Here is a 15,187-nt window from a genome sequence, read left to right as displayed (position 1 = left end):
GAACTCGCGCGGCGCGGCGAACTCGCGCGGATCCCGTCGCCCAGCCCCCAGCCCCCACCCCGTTGCAGGAAGGCCACCTTCATGCCGTGAACCGTCCACAAGGTGGCCTTCCTGCAACAGAGAGGGCGCGGGACACAGGGGGCCGGAACGCAGGACGCCGCCCTCCCGTCAGGGAGGGCGGCGTCGTCGAGCGCGGGACGTCAGGCCGTGCCGGGCTGCTGCTGCTTGTCGAGCTGGGGGGTGGAGGCGGGGGTCGGGGCCGCCGTGACCTCACCGGCCACCGGCGTGCCGTGCAGCGACGCCCGGATCTGCTCCAGGCGGCTCGCCCCGGCCATGTCGGCCGTGGAGGCCTGCACCTCGAGCATGCGGCCCTGCACCGAGTTCTGCGCCAGCTCGCCCGCACCGAGGGCGTTGGCGTAGCGCCGCTCGATCTTCTCCCGGACCTCTTCCAGCGAGGGGGTGTTGCCCGGGGCGGCCAGCTCGCTCATCTGCCGCAGCGACGCCGCGGCCTGCTCCTGCATCTTCGCCTGCTCGAGCTGGCTGAGCAGCTTCGTGCGCTCGGCGATCTTCTGCTGCAGCATCATCGCGTTGCGCTCGACCGCCTGCTTCGCCTGGCCCGCGGCCTGGATCGACTGGTCGTGCAGCGTCTTCATGTCCTCGACGGACTGCTCCGCGGTGACGAGCTGCGTGGCGAACGCCTGGGCGGACTGCTCGTACTGCCCGGCCTTCACCTCGTCCCCGGCCGCGCGGGCCTGGTCGGCGAGCACGAGGGCCTGGCGGGCCGAGGCCTGCAGCTTCTCGATGTCGCCGAGCTGGCGGTTGAGCTTCATCTCCAGCTGGCGCTGGTTGCCGATGACGGCCGCCGCCTGCTGCGACAGCGCCTGGTGCTGGCGCTGGGCGTCCTCGATGGCCTGCTGGATCTGCACCTTCGGGTCGGCGTACTCGTCGACCTTCGACGAGAACAGCGCCATGAGGTACTTCCAGGACTTCACGAACGGGTTGGCCATCTCTTCCGCTACCTCCGGGTGCCGTCTACGCGCTGTCCGATCCGGCCGCCGGTGCGCTGCTGCGCCCCATCGTGGCACTGCACACCGCCCGGCTTCCACCGGGCGCCGACGATATCCGGGAAGATCCCGACCTCGGTGTCGGGGCGCTCCCCGAGATCCAGGCTAGCGGCCCGGGGGCGCGGGCGCCCGTACTCGGGGTGGACCGCGCGATCAGGCGGCGGCGCGGGCCACCGGCTGCGGCAGCGGGACGGGCGCGACGGGGGCCAGCGGCATGCCCGCGGGCGCGGCGACCGTGGCGGGCTCGTCGACGCCGGCGATGCGGAGGTCGGTGTGGCGCAGACCCACCGGGCGGCGGCCGACGACGTCGAGCGCGGCGGCGGACAGCGCCTCGGCGGCGTCGCCCAGGAGGTCGGACAGCGTGATGTCGAGGGCGTCGCAGATCGCGGCGAGCAGCTCGCTGGAGGGCTCCTTGCGCCCGCGCTCGACCTCGGAGAGGTATCCGAGGCTCACGCGCGCCCGCCGCGACACGTCGCGCAGGGTGCGCCGCCGGCCCGTACGGGCCCGGCGGAGGCTGCCACCGATCGCCTCTCGCATCAGCACGGCATCCTCCGATCGACGAACCACGAACGCACGGCCGGTGTCCGGCCGTGGGTCAACCGTACCCAGTCCGGGGCTCGCACGCCTCGACCCGAACGGCGGCGTCGCGTCCGCCCACGGCGAACACGGCACCCGTCCGGCTCAGGACGCGGACGCCGCCCGCAGCCGCGCGGCCCGCAGCACGTAGTCCAGACCGGTGACGACGGTGAGCACGACGGCTGCCGCGAGCACCGCCCACCGCACGACGTCGATGGTCGTGGACGGCCCGAGCAGCTCCGTCAGCGGCAGCAGGTAGAGCCCGATCGCGAGCGTCTGCAGGGCCGTCTTGGCCTTGCCGCCGCGGCTGGCCGGGATGACGCCGTGGCGCAGCACGAGCAGCCGCAGCAGCGTGACGCCCAGCTCCCGGCCCATGATCACGACGGTGACCCACCACGGGACGATGCCCAGCACCGACAGCCCGATCAGCGCGGACCCGGTGAGCGCCTTGTCGGCGATCGGGTCGGCGATCGTGCCGAACGCGGTGACGAGGCCGCGGCGGCGGGCGATGTCGCCGTCGAGGCTGTCGGTGAACGACGCGAGCGCGAACACGCCGAACGCGGTGAGCCGCCAGGTGGTGCTCCGGCCGTCGTCGGTGAGCAGCGCGGCGAGGAACACCGGAACGAGCAGCAGCCGGATGCCGGTGAGCACGTTGGCGATGTTGAGCACCGGCGGCGGACCCGTCGGCCGCGAGGTCACCCCCCGCTCCCCGACACGCCCGCCGTGGCGCGCGCCAGGGTGCTGCGCGGGACCTGCTCCCGTGCGGAGACGACCAGGTCGGCCCCCTCGGTGCCGACGACGACCGCCTTCACCAGGTCGCCGACCGCCAGCCCGGAGCCGCGCTCGAACACGCACTCCCCGTCGACGTCGGGCGCCTGGTGCGCGGCCCGCCCGGTGCACTCGAAGTCCTCGTCCTCGGCGACCTCGACGAGCACCTCGACCTCGGTGCCGATCCGCTCCTCGGCCCGCTGGCTCATCAGCTCCTCGACCAGCGACGACAGCCGCGCCAGGCGCTCGGTGATCACCTCGGCCGGCACCTTGTCGGGCAGCGAGAGGGCCTCGGTGCCGTCCTCGTCGGAGTAGCCGAACAGGCCCACCGCGTCGAGCCGGGCCTCGGACAGGAACGCCTCCAGCTCGGCGAACTCCTCGTCGGTCTCCCCCGGGAACCCGACGATGAAGTTGCTGCGGATCCCCGCCTCGGGGGCGAGGGCGCGGATGCGTGCGCACAGGTCGAGGAAGTCGGCGCGCGAGCCGAAGCGGCGCATCCGGCGCAGCAGCGTGGGCGCGGCGTGCTGGAACGACAGGTCGAAGTACGGCGCGACGCCGGGCGTCGAGGCGATCACCTCGATGAGGTCGGGGCGCATCTCGGCGGGCTGCAGGTAGCTGACGCGGACGCGGTCGATGCCGGGCACCTGCGTGAGCCGCGGCAGCAGCCGGACCAGCGCGCGCGTGCCGCCGGGCAGGTCCTTGCCGTAGGACGTGGAGTTCTCGCTGACGAGGTACAGCTCGCGCACGCCCTCCATGCCCAGCCACGCCGCCTCGGCGACGACGTCGTCGGCCGGGCGCGAGACGAACGAGCCGCGGAAGGACGGGATGGCGCAGAAGGTGCAGCGGCGGTCGCAGCCCGAGGCGAGCTTGAGGTTGGCGACCGGGCCCTCGGTGAGGCGGGTGCGGGCGAGGTTGGGAACCCAGGCGTGCCCGGGGACGGCGACGTCGGCGGACGCGGCGGGCCGCTCGACCGGGGAGATCGGCAGCAGCGTGCGGCGGTCGACGGGGACGTGCGCGGCGGGCGCGTGGCCGCCGAGGACGTCGCCCAGGCGCTCGGCGAGGTCGGGGTAGGCGTCGAAGCCGAGCACGGCGTCGGCCTCGGGGAGCTGGTCGGCGAGCTCCTTGCCGTAGCGCTCGGCCAGGCACCCGACGGCGACGACCTTCGCGCCGCTCTCCTGCGCGGAGTCCGACGCGGCGAGCAGCGTGTCGATGGAGTCCTTCTTGGCCTGCTCGACGAAGCCGCACGTGTTGACCAGGATCACGTCGGCGCCGTCGTCGGCGTCGACGAGCTCCCACCCGCTGTCGGTCAGCCGGCCGGCGATCTCCTCCGAGTCGACCTCGTTGCGGGCACAGCCCAGGGTGAGCAGGGCGGCGCGACGTGGGGTTGACACGGGGCCAGAGTACGGCGCGGCCCGCCGCTAGGGTGACGGGCCATGACGGCCGTTGTCGTCCGGCGGGCGCGCACGTCCGACGTGACCACCATCAAGGACCTCGTCGACGAGTACGCGGGGCGCGTCCTGCTCGCCAAGGAGATCGTCACCCTCTACGAGGCGGTGCCGGAGTTCCTCGTCGCGGAGGTCGACGGGCAGGTGGTCGGCTGCGGCGCGCTGCACGTGCTGTGGGAGGACCTGGGCGAGATCCGCACGGTGGCCGTGCACCCCCGGGTCCTCGGGCGCGGCGTCGGGCACGCGCTGGTCCGCGGCCTGATCGCGGGGGCGCGCGAGCTCGGGCTGCAGCGGCTGTTCGTGCTGACGTTCGAGAAGCAGTTCTTCTCCCGGCACGGGTTCGCCGAGATCGACGGCACCCCGGTCGAGCCCGACGTCTTCGCCGCGATGCTGCGCTCCTACGACGCCGGTGTGGCCGAGTTCCTCGACCTCGCACACGTCAAGCCCAACACGCTGGGCAACGTGCGGATGCTGCTGCGCCTGACCTGATCGCGGCGGTAGCCTCGGCCCCATGTTCTGGGCGCGCCCGGCACCTGCGCTGCGGCGATGGGTGGGCGCCTACACGGGCTACCGGATGAACGCGGGCCCGCCCGGGGTCCACCAGGGCGTCCCCTCGGCCCACCTGACGTTCCTGCTCTGCCTCGACGGGCAGGTCGAGATCCTCGCCAACCCCGATCCGGCGCGGCCGCCCGGCAGGTTCACCGCGATGGTCGCGGGCCTGCACGACGGCCCGGCCACCATCGCGACCGGCCCGGCCCAGACGGGCATGCAGCTGCGGCTGAGCTGGCGCGGCACGCGCGCGCTGCTCGGGGTGCCCGCCGGCGAGCTCGCGGGCGACACCGTCGACCTCGCCGCGCTGCTCGGCGCCCGCACCGGTCCGCTGCTCGACCGCCTCGCCGAGCCCGGCACCTGGCCCGAGCGCTTCGCCCGGCTCGACGCGGCGCTGGCCGGGCTGGCCGCCGACGCCGCCGATGACGCCGACGCCGGCGTCCGCCCCGAGGTGTCCTACGCCTGGGACCGCCTGGTGGCCACCGGCGGCACGCTGCGCATCGCCGACCTCGCCGACGAGGTCGGGTGGAGCCGGCGCCACCTCGCCGACCAGCTCCGCCGCGAGACCGGCCTCGCCCCGAAGGCGGCCGCCCGCGTGATCCGGTTCGAGCGGGCGTGCGACCGCCTGCGCTTCACCGACGCCCCGCTGTCCGCCGTGGCCGCCGACTGCGGCTACGTCGACCAGGCCCACCTCTCGCGCGACTTCCGCGACCTCGCCGGCCTCACCGCCACGCAGTGGCGCGGCGAGCTGCTGACGGCCCACGACTGACGCGCGCGCGACCGGGGCCGGGGTCCGTTTCCTCCACGACACCGCCGCCCCACCCGGGCAGCATCGACGCCATGACGACCACCGTCCCGACCGTCTGGCCCACCTTCGTCTGCCGCGACCCCCACGCCCAGCTGCGGTTCCTCGTCGACGCCTTCGGCTTCACCGAGCGCGCGGTGCACACCGACGAGGGCGTGGTGGAGCACGCCGAGCTCGTCTGGGACGGCCCGGACGGCGCCCCCGCGGGCGGGGTGATGTTCGGCCAGCACCGGCCCGACGACCCGTGCGGGCAGCCGCCCGGAGGGGCCTCGGTGCACGTCGTGGTGACCGCGCCGGACGACCTCTACGACCGCGCCGTGGCCGCCGGGGCGGTGGTGCTGCGCCCCATCGAGAACACCGACTACGGCAGCCGCCAGTTCGTCGTCCGCGACCCCGAGGGCAACGTGTGGAGCTTCGGCACCTGGTACGAGTGAGGCCTACTGCTGCAGCACGCCCTGCACGTCGAGGGTGATCTCGATCGTCGAGCCGACGACCGGCACCCCGCGGGCCAGCATCTGCTGCCAGTTGACGGTGAAGTGCTCGCGGTGCAGCTGCGTGGTGGCGAGGCAGCCCGCGCGCAGGCCGTTCCACTCCTGCATGCCCAGGTAGGTCGTGTCGAGCTGCACGTCGCTGGTCATGCCGTGCAGCGTCAGCTCGCCGTCGATCAGCCAGCGGTTGCCGCCCGCGCGGGCGAAGCGGTGGCTGGTGAAGTGCAGCTTGGGGAAGCGCGCGACGTCGAGGAAGTCGGCCGAGCGCAGGTGCTCGTCGCGCTTCTCGACGTTGGTGAACACGCTGGCCGCGTCGATCAGCACCTCGACGTGCGAGTCCTCGAACTCCTCGGCGATGCGGACCTGCCCGGAGAACTCCTGGAACTGGCCGTACACCCGCGACATCGCGATGTGGCGGGCCACGAAGCGGACGGCGGAGTGGTCGGGGTCGATCTCGTAGACGCCGGGGACCGGGGTCGTCAGCGTCTCGTCGGGGACGAGCGTGAGCTGTCCGACGGCGTGGTGCGCGCCCCACTCGACGGCCGCCCGCTCGTGCAGGCTCTGGTAGCCGCCCGCCTCGGCGCGGATGCGGTAGTCACCGGGCTGCACGGCGTGGGCGAAGAAGCCGTAGGCGTCGGTGTCGGAGTGCGCGACGCGCTTGCTGGACCGGTCGAACACGGAGATCTCCGCGCCCGCCAGCGGCTTCCCGTCGACGTCACGGACCTCACCGGAGAGCAGTCCGCCGGTCAACGGGATGGGCATGACGGCCTGCCGGGCGCCACCGCTCCCCTGCGACCGGCCGTTACCCCGACCGCGCTTGCTCCAGAACATGCCGACCCTCCGACTCGTAGACACCCTCATCGTGTCACGGGTCCCCGCGGCACCGCCTGCCCGCAACGGACGAGCGCGGTGACGGTCCGTCGCCGCGCGACGGACGGCCGTCATTCGTCCGGCTCCTCCGGCTCGCTTCCGCCGCCGCCGCGCATGAGCCAGATCACACCGTCGAGCTCGTCGGGCTTGATGAGGACGTCGCGCGCCTTCGACCCCTCCGACGGCCCGACGACCCCGCGCGTCTCCAGCAGGTCCATCAGGCGGCCCGCCTTCGCGAACCCGACGCGCAGCTTGCGCTGCAGCATCGACGTCGAGCCGAACTGCGAGGTGACGATCAGCTCGGTGGCCTGGACGAGCAGCTCCAGGTCGTCGCCGATCTCCGGGTCGACCTCCTTGGCCTCGCCGGCCTTCTGCGCGGTGACACCCTCGGTGTAGGTGGGCTCGGCCTGGTCCTTGGTGAACGCGACGACGGCGGAGATCTCGTCGTCGTCGACGAACGCGCCCTGCATGCGGACGGGCTTGCTCATGCCCATCGGCAGGTACAGCGCGTCGCCCATGCCGATGAGCTTCTCGGCGCCGGGCTGGTCGAGGATGACGCGGCTGTCGGTGAGCGACGAGGTGGCGAACGCCAGGCGCGAGGGCACGTTGGTCTTGATCAGGCCGGTGACGACGTCGACGGAGGGCCGCTGCGTCGCGAGCACCAGGTGGATGCCGGCGGCGCGGGCCTTCTGCGTGATCCGCACGACGGCGTCCTCGACGTCGCGGGGGGCGGTCATCATGAGGTCGGCGAGCTCGTCGACGATGCACAGGATGTAGGGGTAGGGCCGGTAGACGCGCTCGGAGCCCAGCGGCGCGGTGATCTCGCCGTTGCGCACCTTGCGGTTGAACTCGTCGACGTGGCGGACCTTGTTGACCTGCATGTCCTGGTAGCGCTGCTCCATCTCCTCCACCAGCCAGGCCAGCGCGGACGCCGCCTTCTTGGGCTGGGTGATGATGGGCGTGATGAGGTGCGGGATGCCCTCGTAGGGCGTCAGCTCGACCATCTTGGGGTCGATGAGGATCATCCGGACCTCGTCGGGCGTGGCCCGGCTCAGCAGCGACACGAGCATGGAGTTGACGAAGCTCGACTTGCCCGAGCCGGTGGAGCCCGCGACCAGCAGGTGGGGCATCTTCGCGAGGTTCGCGGTGAGGAAGTGGCCCTCGATGTCCTTGCCCAGCCCGACGACGAGCGGGTGCTGCTCGGCGCGCGCGGTGCCGCTGCGCAGGACGTCGCCCAGGCGGACCATCTCGCGGTCGGTGTTGGGCACCTCGATGCCGACGGCCGACTTGCCCGGGATCGGCGCCAGGATGCGCACGTTGTCGGTGGCGACGGCGTAGGAGATGTTCTTCGTCAGCTGGGTGATCTTCTCGACCTTGACGGCCGGGCCCAGCTCGATCTCGTAGCGGGTGACGGTCGGGCCGCGCGTGAAGCCGGTGACCTGCGCGTCGATGGAGAACTGCTCCAGCACGCCGGTGATCCGCTCGATCATGGCGTCGTTCGCGCTGCTGCGGGTCTTCGGGACGGGCCCGGTGGGCAGCAGGTCGGCGGGCGGCAGGACGTAGGGCGGCTCGCCCTCGCGGTCGGGCACGGTGAGGCGCAGCTGCTCGCCGACGGGGCCGTCCGGCTCGTCGACGACGGGCGGCGTGGCGACGATCGCGGCCGGCGGGCGGCGGCGCACCGGCGGCGGGGGCTCCTCCATCGGCGGCTCGTCGGGGAGCGGGACGTCCTCCTGGTCGATGACGACGGGCGGCTCGCCCAGCTCGTCGCGGACGACGTCGGCGACCCTGGCCTGCCGGCGGCGCGCCGGGCGGCGCAGCGCCGTCTCCGCCTCGATGACGGGGTCGGGGACGATCTCCTCGGCCTCGCCGCCCTCGGACCCGGTCTCGCCCTCGGCCGGCTCGACGGCCCGGCCGAGCAGGCGCCGGACGCGGTCGGGCACCGCGCGGACCGGCGTGGCGGTGAGCACGAGGAACGCGTACCCGGTGAGCAGGACGAGCACGGGCGCGGCGACCCAGGCCGTGAGCCCGGTGGCGAGCGGCGTGGCCGCGAGGTAGCCGACGGCCCCTCCTCCGGTGGCCCACAGCGCGGGCTCGACGGGCGAGCCGGACACCAGGTGCACGAGCCCGAGCCCGCCGAGGGCGAGCAGCAGCGTCCCGACGGCGACGCGCGGGCGCGAGTCGGGCTGCGGCTCGGTGGCCACCAGCACGATGCCGACGACGAGCAGGATCAGCGGCAGCAGGTACGCGCCGCGCCCGATGACCGAGCCGACGGCGCCGGAGAGCCACTGCCCCACCGGCCCGCCCGCGCCCCACCACACGCCCGCCGCGGTGACGACGGCGAGCACGAGCAGGGCGACGCCGAGGCCGTCGCGGCGGTGGGCCGGGTCGATCTCGCGGGTGCGCCCGACGGCCTTGCCGGTGGCGCGCCCGAGGCGGGCCATGCCGCGGCCGGTGGCGTCGATGGCCTTGTCGAGCAGGTCGCGGCGCGGGGGCGCCTTGCGGGCCGGGGGCCGCCGCGCGGGGGCCCGGCGCGTCGACGACGGGCGCTTGCGGGGGGACGACGCGCGCGCCGTGCTGCTGGTCGTCGTCCGTCCTGCCATGGATCCACGGTATCGGGCGGCAGACCATGATCCGGTGACCGACGCACCCCCGCCCGGAGGTCACACCGGGAGCGGGGGCGTCACCGCCGTGAACGTGCCCCCCGGCAGCCACGTGTCGGTGGCGTGCGCGTGGTCCCCCGGCATGACCGAGACCTGCACGGCCGTGAAGATCCGCGGCCCCCCGTCGGCGGTCGCGCCCCAGGCCGCGAGGCCCGCGGGCGAGGCGAGCCCGGTGACCCCGGACGCGCGCAGGTCGGCGACGTAGCGCTGTGCGGGTTCGGCGCGCGGGTCGACCGTGAGCGCGGTGACCGCCCCGGTCTGGCGCCCCAGCACCGGTCCGGTGGCCAGCCACGGCGCGGCGTAGGTGCCGAAGACCGTCGACAGGCCCAGCGCCTCGTCGACCAGCCGCCGGCCCCCGGTCTCCCAGCCGGCGACGACGAGCACGGCCCCCGACGTCGCGACGCCGTCCGAGAGCGGCAGCCCGTGGGCGGCCGCGGCGTCGCGCGCCACGGCGGCGGCCGCCGTCGAGCGGGGCGAGCCGTCGTCGACGACGTGCAGCGAGGGGGCGTCCCGGTCGGCGAGGAAGCGCACCGTGGACCGCAGCGTCGCCGCGTCGGTGTCGGTGAGCGCGCCCGCCGGGCAGGCCGCCGGGACCTCGGCGCCCTCGCGCACCAGCGCGCCGACCACGGCGCTGAGGCACTCCGGGCCGTCCGGGCCGGTCAGCCCGGCGACGAGGTCCGCGGGGGCCGGGTCCGCGCCGGTGCGCAGCCGCAGGACCGCGCGGTGCGCGCCGGAGGTGACGACGAGCTCGCCCGCACCCGCCGGGAGGTCGACGACCGCCCAGTGCCCGGGGGCGCCGTCGCGGGCCGCCGCCGGGACTCCCCCGGCGGTGACGTCCGTGACGGGAGCGGGACCGGTGGGTGCGGTGCCGGGCGGGTCACCGACGAAGACCAGGTTCGGGCCGGGCCGCTGCGGGACGACGGCGACGGGCACGGTGAGGCCGCCGAGCGCGACCGTCCGCAGCAGCGGGCGGCCCTCGTCGGGCAGGGCGACCGGGGCGGGCAGCGCGAGCAGCGCGGTGAGGGAGACGAGCGCGACCGAACCCGCCGCGGCGGCGCCTGCCGCTGCCCGGCGGTGCGCCGGGTCGCGGCCGCGCACCCAGCCCGCCGCCGTGACGGCGAGCAGCAGGAGTCCCGTGACGAGCACGACGCCCGCCCCGGACGTCGCCGAGACGGCGTCGGGGCGCAGGCCGTCGACGACGGCGCCGGCGGCGGCCGCGGCCGCCGCACCGACGAGCGCCACCGCGGCGAGCGGGGTGCGGCGGCGCAGCTCGGCGACGGGGTCGTCGGCGCAGGCCACAGCGGCCAGCACGCCCAGCCCGGCGACGACGGACACGACGAGGCCGGCCGCGGCGGGGCCGAAGGTCAGGAGGGTCTCGACGGCGAGCAGCCCGGCGAGCAGGACGCCCGCGGCCACGGTCGGGACGCGCCGGGCGCGGGCCACGAGCACCGCCGCCGCGACGACCGCGAGGGTGCGGGGCACGGACGCGAGCGCGCCCGCCCCGCCGCCGAGCCAGCCCAGGGCCAGCACGGCGACGGCGTACCCCGCGCCCGCCTCGGCGGCGATCGCGGTCCGGCGGGTGGGGGCGTCCGCGCCGCGGAGCAGCGCGGTCCCGGCGACGAGCGCCGCGGCGAGGAGCCCGGTGATCCCGAGCGCCGCGGCCAACGGCGCGGTGAGGAAGGAGGCGGCCTCGCCGCCGGACAGGTGGCCGTGCCCGTCCGGGAGCGGCGAGGCCGCCCCCGTGACGAGCAGGCCGAGCAGGGGGGCGGCGCCCCGGAGGGCGGGCCGCGTCGGGCCCGCCCCCCGGTCCGTGACGCCGTCAGCGGACGTCGCCACCGGCCACCGCGAAGATCATCGAGTGCGGCTTGGCGTTGCCGGTCTCGCCGTGCGGCCAGGCCAGGCGGTTGAAGTCGACGCAGGTGCCGCCGCGGGCCTCGTCGCGGAAGTCCTCGTCGACGGTCATCACGCCGTCCTGCACGTCGGCGAGGCAGACCCGGTGGTTGCCGTCGATCCCCGTGCGCGCCACGAAGTAGTTCGAGTACGCGATGCGGGTGACGTCCGTGGTCTCGCTGTAGGTGCCGTCGCCGTTGGCGGCGTAGTTGTCCAGCGCGCCCCAGTGCGGGCCGCCCGACGTCGTGTCGGTCACCTCGAGCACGTCGACCAGCGCCGGGCAGTCGGCCTCCTCGCCGCCCTCGGCGACCTCGAGGATCGTGTCGATGCTGCAGTCGGGCGAGTCACCGGCGGCGAGCAGGGCCCGGATGTCCAGCGTGTAGATCATCTTGGTGGTGCCCTGGTCCTCCGGGAACTGCGCGCCCGGGCCGCGGCCGATCACCGCGTGGTAGAGGTACCTGTCGTCCAGCGAGGTCTGCACCCAGCCGCCGCCGTCGCAGCCGCCGCCCTCGATGACGTCGGGGTCCACCGACAGCGCCGCGGTCGTGTTGTCGAAGACCTCGCGCCACGCCGGCTCCGGCACGGTGATGTCGGGCGCGTAGAAGATCGCGCCGCCGCACATGGACTCGGCGAACGCCCCCCGGTGCTCCGGCAGGTTCGTCACCGTCGTCTCCATGATCGCCTGGTTCTCCTCGTGCGCCGGGTTGGTCTCGCGGCGCGGACCGTCGGGCAGCTTGGCGACGGAGACGACCTGCGGGTTGTTCCGGTCGGAGATGTCCCAGGTGCGGATCGTCGGCCGGCACAGCTTGTGGTCGGGCGCCTTCACCGGGTCGAGGATGATGTTGCGCGGCTCGCAGTAGTCGCTCGTGACCATCGTGTCCAGGTCCTCGCGGACCTGGATGCCGTGCGGGTTCGCGCAGGTCGGGACCGGGAGTGCCGGGAGGTTGTGGCAGTCCTCCGGGAACTCCGCGGTCGGGAGCGCGGCCGGGACCTCGGCCAGCGTGCGGCCCTGCTGGTCCAGCCGCACGACCGAGCCGGGGCTGCCGGCGAAGCCGTTGCCGACGCGGACCTCGCCGTTGGTGTACCGGCACGGCCCCGGGACGTCCGGCCCGCCCATGTAGGTGCCGTAGGCGGTGCCGTCGTCGAGCACCCAGTAGGCGTCGGGCACCGAGCCGCAGGGGGTGTCGACCGGGTTGCTGACTCCCGAGAGCTCCAGCAGCGGGAGCTTCGCGGTGTCGAAGACGTAGGTGATGTCGGAGAACAGGCCGCCGGCGTAGATGCTGTCGCCCGCCGTGTGGATGTACTGCATGTGGTGCGGCTCGTTCTCCGGCACCGGGCCGAGCGTGACCGTGTTGACGACCTTCCCGTAGGTCGGCGAGTCGGCGTCGGCGTCGATGACGGCGAGGAAGTCCTGGCCGGGCAGGTCGGTGGGCAGCTCGGAGAGCTCCTTGACCGCGCCGACCGCGAGCGGGGTGTCGGCGATGTCCTGGCCGCTGGTGTCGGCGACGTTCTCGTCACCGGCCCAGACGACGAGGTACTCCTTGCCCTCGTGGCCGGGCTCCCCCACCGGGACGACGCCCGGCAGGTCGACGAGGTGGTTCGTCGCGGTGAACAGCGTGCCGACGCTGTCGTGGAACTCGGAGGTGACGGTGTGGATCGGGGAGTCGGCGGTGGCCTGGCCGGCCAGCGCCGTGGCGCCCGCGACGAGCGGGACGGCCACGGCGACGGCGGTCCAGCGCCGTCGTCGGGTGTGCAGGGGGGACAAGCGGTTCTCCTGGGGAGCAGGGGGAGCGGATCGGGGGCGGGCACGGCCGCGCGCACGGCCGCCTCCCCCCGGTGCCGGGCACGGGGGGTTCACGAGGCGACGGGTCACGCGACCGGGCGACACCACTGGTCGAACAGGCCGGCGCGACGGCCGGTCCAGAACGGTTCGAGCGGGGGCACGGGGCTCCGGAGGGGGATGTGCGGTCGACGGGTCAGCGGGGGTCGGACACCCGCGGACACAGCTCGTCGAAGGAGTTCTGGCGACGGGTCACCCAGAAGACCTCGAGCAGGACGATCGGCACATCCGGTCAACGCGCTGCTCCGTCCGGTGGGTGCGAGCCGGGCCGAACATGATCGTTGTCTGGGAGCGGCCCGAGAAAGGTCCGGACTCCATCACCCGTCCGTGGCGCTGTTCCCGTTCAGCGGTACCGCCGCAGCACCACCCAGGTCGTCGTGCGGACGGTCTCGCGCCAGCCGTGCACGCGGTCGAGCAGCGCGTCGAGCTGCACCGCCGTGGGGGCGGTCAGGAGCACGACGAGGTCGTACTCCCCCGTCACCGCCTCGATCTCCGCGCAGCCGGGGAGCTCCGCGAGGCGGGCGGCGTAGGCGGCGACGTCGGTCGTGCGGACGACGACGCCGACCCGCGCCCGGTGCGCCGCCGCGACGTCGGGCAGCGCGACGTCGGCGTGGTAGCCGCGCAGCACGCCGTCGCGCTCCAGGCGCTGGACGCGGGCGAGCACGGCGGTGCGGGACAGGCCGACCGCGCGGCCGAGGTCGGCCATCGTCGCGCGGGCGTCGTCCTGCAGGAGGGCGAGCAGGCGGCGGTCCAGGTCGTCGGGCTGACGATCCGTCGGTGGCACGACCGACATCGTGGCAGGTCGTCACCGCATCCCGACGGTCGGCGTCGTGCCTGCGGGCCGGTGGCTCAGGACACTTCTCCCATGAACCCGGAGGACGTCCACGACACCCTGCGCCGCCACCTGCTCGTCGACGGCTTCGACCTCGTGCTCGACACGCGCGCCTCCCACGGCTCCTGGATCGTGGACGCCCGCGACGGCACCCGCTACCTCGACCTGTTCAGCTTCTTCGCCTCCGCGCCGCTCGGGATGAACCCGCCCGCGCTCGTCGACGACCCGGCGTTCCTCGCCGAGCTCACCGAGGTGGCGGTGAACAAGCCGTCGAACTCCGACGTCTACACCGTCGCGATGGCGCGGTTCGTCGAGGTGTTCGCGCGCGTCGTCGGGGACCCGGCGCTGCCGCACCTGTTCTTCGTCGAGGGCGGCGGGCCGGCCGTCGAGAACGCGCTGAAGACGGCGTTCGACTGGAAGCGGCGCCACAACGCGGCGCACGGGCGGCCCGCGCACCTCGGGACGCGGGTGCTGCACCTGACCCGCGCGTTCCACGGCCGCGGCGGCTACTCGCTCTCGCTCACCAACACCGACCCGGTGAAGACCGCGCTGTACCCGGTCTTCGACTGGCCCCGCATCGACGTGCCGGCCACCCACTTCCCCGGCGACGTCCGGCTCGCCGAGGCCCGCGCGCTGGAGCAGGCCCGCGCGGCGTTCGCGGCGCACCCGCACGACATCGCGTGCTTCGTCGCCGAGCCGATCCAGGGCGAGGGCGGCGACAACCACCTGCGCCCGGAGTTCCTGCAGGCGGTGCAGGCGCTGTGCGTGGAGCACGACGCGCTGTTCGTCCTCGACGAGGTGCAGACCGGCGGCGGGATGACCGGCACCGCGTGGGCCTACCAGCAGCTCGGGGTGGCGCCCGACGTCGTCGCGTTCGGCAAGAAGCTGCAGGTGTGCGGCGTGATGGCCGGGGGCCGCGTCGACGAGGTGCCCGACAACGTGTTCCGGACCTCGTCGCGGATCAACTCGACGTGGGGCGGCAATCTCACCGACATGGTCCGGGCGCGGCGCTACCTGGAGGTGATGGAGTCCGACGGCCTGTTCGCGCGGGCCGCGGCGCTCGGGACGCACCTGCGCGACGCCCTGTCCGCCGTGCCCGGCCTCGCGTCGGTGCGGGGCCGGGGCCTGTTCTGCGCGGCCGACCTCCCCACCCCCGCCGCCCGCGACGCCGTCCTGGCCCACCTGCGGCGCGAGGAGCACGTGCTGATGCTGGGCAGTGGGGACCGTTCGGTGCGCTTCCGCCCGGCGCTGACGATCACCGCCGAGGAGCTGGACCTCGCGGTGGCGGCCCTGGCCCGGGCGGTGGCGGCGACGGGCGGGGCGGCGGCGGCAGCCTGACCCGTGAGTGGATACCGGTGCTGGAGCACCGGTATCCACTCACGACCTGACGTCCGCCCGGC

13 protein-coding genes are annotated in these 15,187 nt (G+C 74.6%); 4 read left to right on the top strand and 9 right to left on the bottom strand.

Going from position 1 to position 15,187, the window contains the following annotated elements; genetic code table 11:
• Positions 1-200: 200 nt before the first annotated feature.
• The 4 genes from HOP40_RS17135 to rimO all read right to left on the bottom strand — a co-directional run bounded on the left by HOP40_RS17135 (position 201) and on the right by rimO (position 3,799).
• The gene (locus HOP40_RS17135) at positions 201-1,007 is read right to left on the bottom strand and encodes a PspA/IM30 family protein (RefSeq protein WP_172159793.1); all 807 of its coding nucleotides are present in this window, start codon (positions 1,005-1,007) and stop codon (positions 201-203) included.
• A gap of 210 nt (positions 1,008-1,217) precedes the next feature.
• Positions 1,218-1,601 (bottom strand): helix-turn-helix domain-containing protein, encoded by a 384-nt coding sequence (locus HOP40_RS17130; protein WP_172159791.1) that lies wholly within the window; start codon positions 1,599-1,601, stop codon positions 1,218-1,220.
• A gap of 144 nt (positions 1,602-1,745) precedes the next feature.
• Entirely contained in the window at positions 1,746-2,339 is a 594-nt protein-coding gene (gene pgsA, locus HOP40_RS17125) for a CDP-diacylglycerol--glycerol-3-phosphate 3-phosphatidyltransferase (RefSeq protein ID WP_172159789.1), read from the bottom strand.
• A complete protein-coding gene (rimO, locus tag HOP40_RS17120) occupies positions 2,336-3,799 on the bottom strand; it encodes a 30S ribosomal protein S12 methylthiotransferase RimO (RefSeq protein ID WP_240157724.1) in 1,464 nt (487 codons plus the stop codon). Before rimO ends, pgsA begins: the two co-directional genes overlap by 4 nt.
• A 42-nt stretch (positions 3,800-3,841) precedes the next feature.
• Here rimO and HOP40_RS17115 point away from each other — a divergent pair, with 42 nt between their 5' ends.
• From HOP40_RS17115 to HOP40_RS17105, 3 genes are all read left to right on the top strand, one after another.
• The gene (locus HOP40_RS17115; protein WP_172159787.1) at positions 3,842-4,342 is read left to right on the top strand and encodes an amino-acid N-acetyltransferase; all 501 of its coding nucleotides are present in this window, start codon (positions 3,842-3,844) and stop codon (positions 4,340-4,342) included.
• A 22-nt stretch (positions 4,343-4,364) separates the two neighbouring features.
• A complete protein-coding gene (locus tag HOP40_RS17110; RefSeq protein WP_172159785.1) occupies positions 4,365-5,171 on the top strand; it encodes a helix-turn-helix domain-containing protein in 807 nt (268 codons plus the stop codon).
• Positions 5,172-5,242: 71 nt separating this feature from the next.
• A complete protein-coding gene (locus tag HOP40_RS17105; RefSeq protein ID WP_172159783.1) occupies positions 5,243-5,641 on the top strand; it encodes a VOC family protein in 399 nt (132 codons plus the stop codon).
• A gap of 3 nt (positions 5,642-5,644) precedes the next feature.
• On the opposite strand, the gene HOP40_RS17100 is transcribed toward HOP40_RS17105, so the two are convergent.
• The 5 genes from HOP40_RS17100 to HOP40_RS17080 form a co-directional block, all read right to left on the bottom strand.
• Positions 5,645-6,457 (bottom strand): YceI family protein, encoded by an 813-nt coding sequence (locus HOP40_RS17100; RefSeq protein WP_172159781.1) that lies wholly within the window; start codon positions 6,455-6,457, stop codon positions 5,645-5,647.
• A 179-nt stretch (positions 6,458-6,636) separates the two neighbouring features.
• Entirely contained in the window at positions 6,637-9,165 is a 2,529-nt protein-coding gene (locus HOP40_RS17095; protein WP_172159779.1) for a DNA translocase FtsK, read from the bottom strand.
• Positions 9,166-9,225: 60 nt separating this feature from the next.
• Positions 9,226-11,061: a hypothetical protein gene (locus HOP40_RS17090; protein ID WP_172159777.1), complete on the bottom strand. Its 1,836-nt coding sequence runs from the start codon at positions 11,059-11,061 to the stop codon at positions 9,226-9,228.
• Positions 11,045-12,880, bottom strand: a complete 1,836-nt coding sequence (locus HOP40_RS17085) for a hypothetical protein (protein WP_172159775.1) — start codon at positions 12,878-12,880, stop codon at positions 11,045-11,047. The genes HOP40_RS17090 and HOP40_RS17085 overlap by 17 nt, the downstream gene beginning before the upstream one ends.
• A gap of 418 nt (positions 12,881-13,298) precedes the next feature.
• Complete coding sequence (locus HOP40_RS17080; RefSeq protein ID WP_172159773.1) at positions 13,299-13,739, bottom strand: Lrp/AsnC family transcriptional regulator; 441 nt, start codon at positions 13,737-13,739, stop codon at positions 13,299-13,301.
• Positions 13,740-13,820: 81 nt separating this feature from the next.
• Between HOP40_RS17080 and lat the strand changes: the two genes are divergently transcribed.
• Complete coding sequence (gene lat / locus HOP40_RS17075; RefSeq protein WP_172159771.1) at positions 13,821-15,125, top strand: L-lysine 6-transaminase; 1,305 nt, start codon at positions 13,821-13,823, stop codon at positions 15,123-15,125.
• Positions 15,126-15,187 lie beyond the last annotated feature (62 nt).

Origin of the sequence: Pseudonocardia broussonetiae, from assembly GCF_013155125.1 — a bacterium.
GTDB lineage: Bacteria > Actinomycetota > Actinomycetes > Mycobacteriales > Pseudonocardiaceae > Pseudonocardia > Pseudonocardia broussonetiae.
This window is presented reverse-complemented; position numbering and strand designations above follow the sequence as displayed.

What these genes read in the sequence shown, in the direction of transcription:
- HOP40_RS17110 (WP_172159785.1), top strand. Translation starts at nt 4,365, where the DNA reads ATGTTCTGGGCGCGCCCGGCACCTGCGCTGCGGCGATGGGTGGGCGCC.
- lat (WP_172159771.1), top strand. Translation starts at nt 13,821, where the DNA reads ATGAACCCGGAGGACGTCCACGACACCCTGCGCCGCCACCTGCTCGTC.
- HOP40_RS17095 (WP_172159779.1), bottom strand. Translation starts at nt 9,165, where the DNA reads ATGGCAGGACGGACGACGACCAGCAGCACGGCGCGCGCGTCGTCCCCC.
- HOP40_RS17105 (WP_172159783.1), top strand. Translation starts at nt 5,243, where the DNA reads ATGACGACCACCGTCCCGACCGTCTGGCCCACCTTCGTCTGCCGCGAC.
- HOP40_RS17135 (WP_172159793.1), bottom strand. Translation starts at nt 1,007, where the DNA reads ATGGCCAACCCGTTCGTGAAGTCCTGGAAGTACCTCATGGCGCTGTTC.
- HOP40_RS17100 (WP_172159781.1), bottom strand. Translation starts at nt 6,457, where the DNA reads ATGCCCATCCCGTTGACCGGCGGACTGCTCTCCGGTGAGGTCCGTGAC.
- HOP40_RS17115 (WP_172159787.1), top strand. Translation starts at nt 3,842, where the DNA reads ATGACGGCCGTTGTCGTCCGGCGGGCGCGCACGTCCGACGTGACCACC.
- HOP40_RS17130 (WP_172159791.1), bottom strand. Translation starts at nt 1,601, where the DNA reads ATGCGAGAGGCGATCGGTGGCAGCCTCCGCCGGGCCCGTACGGGCCGG.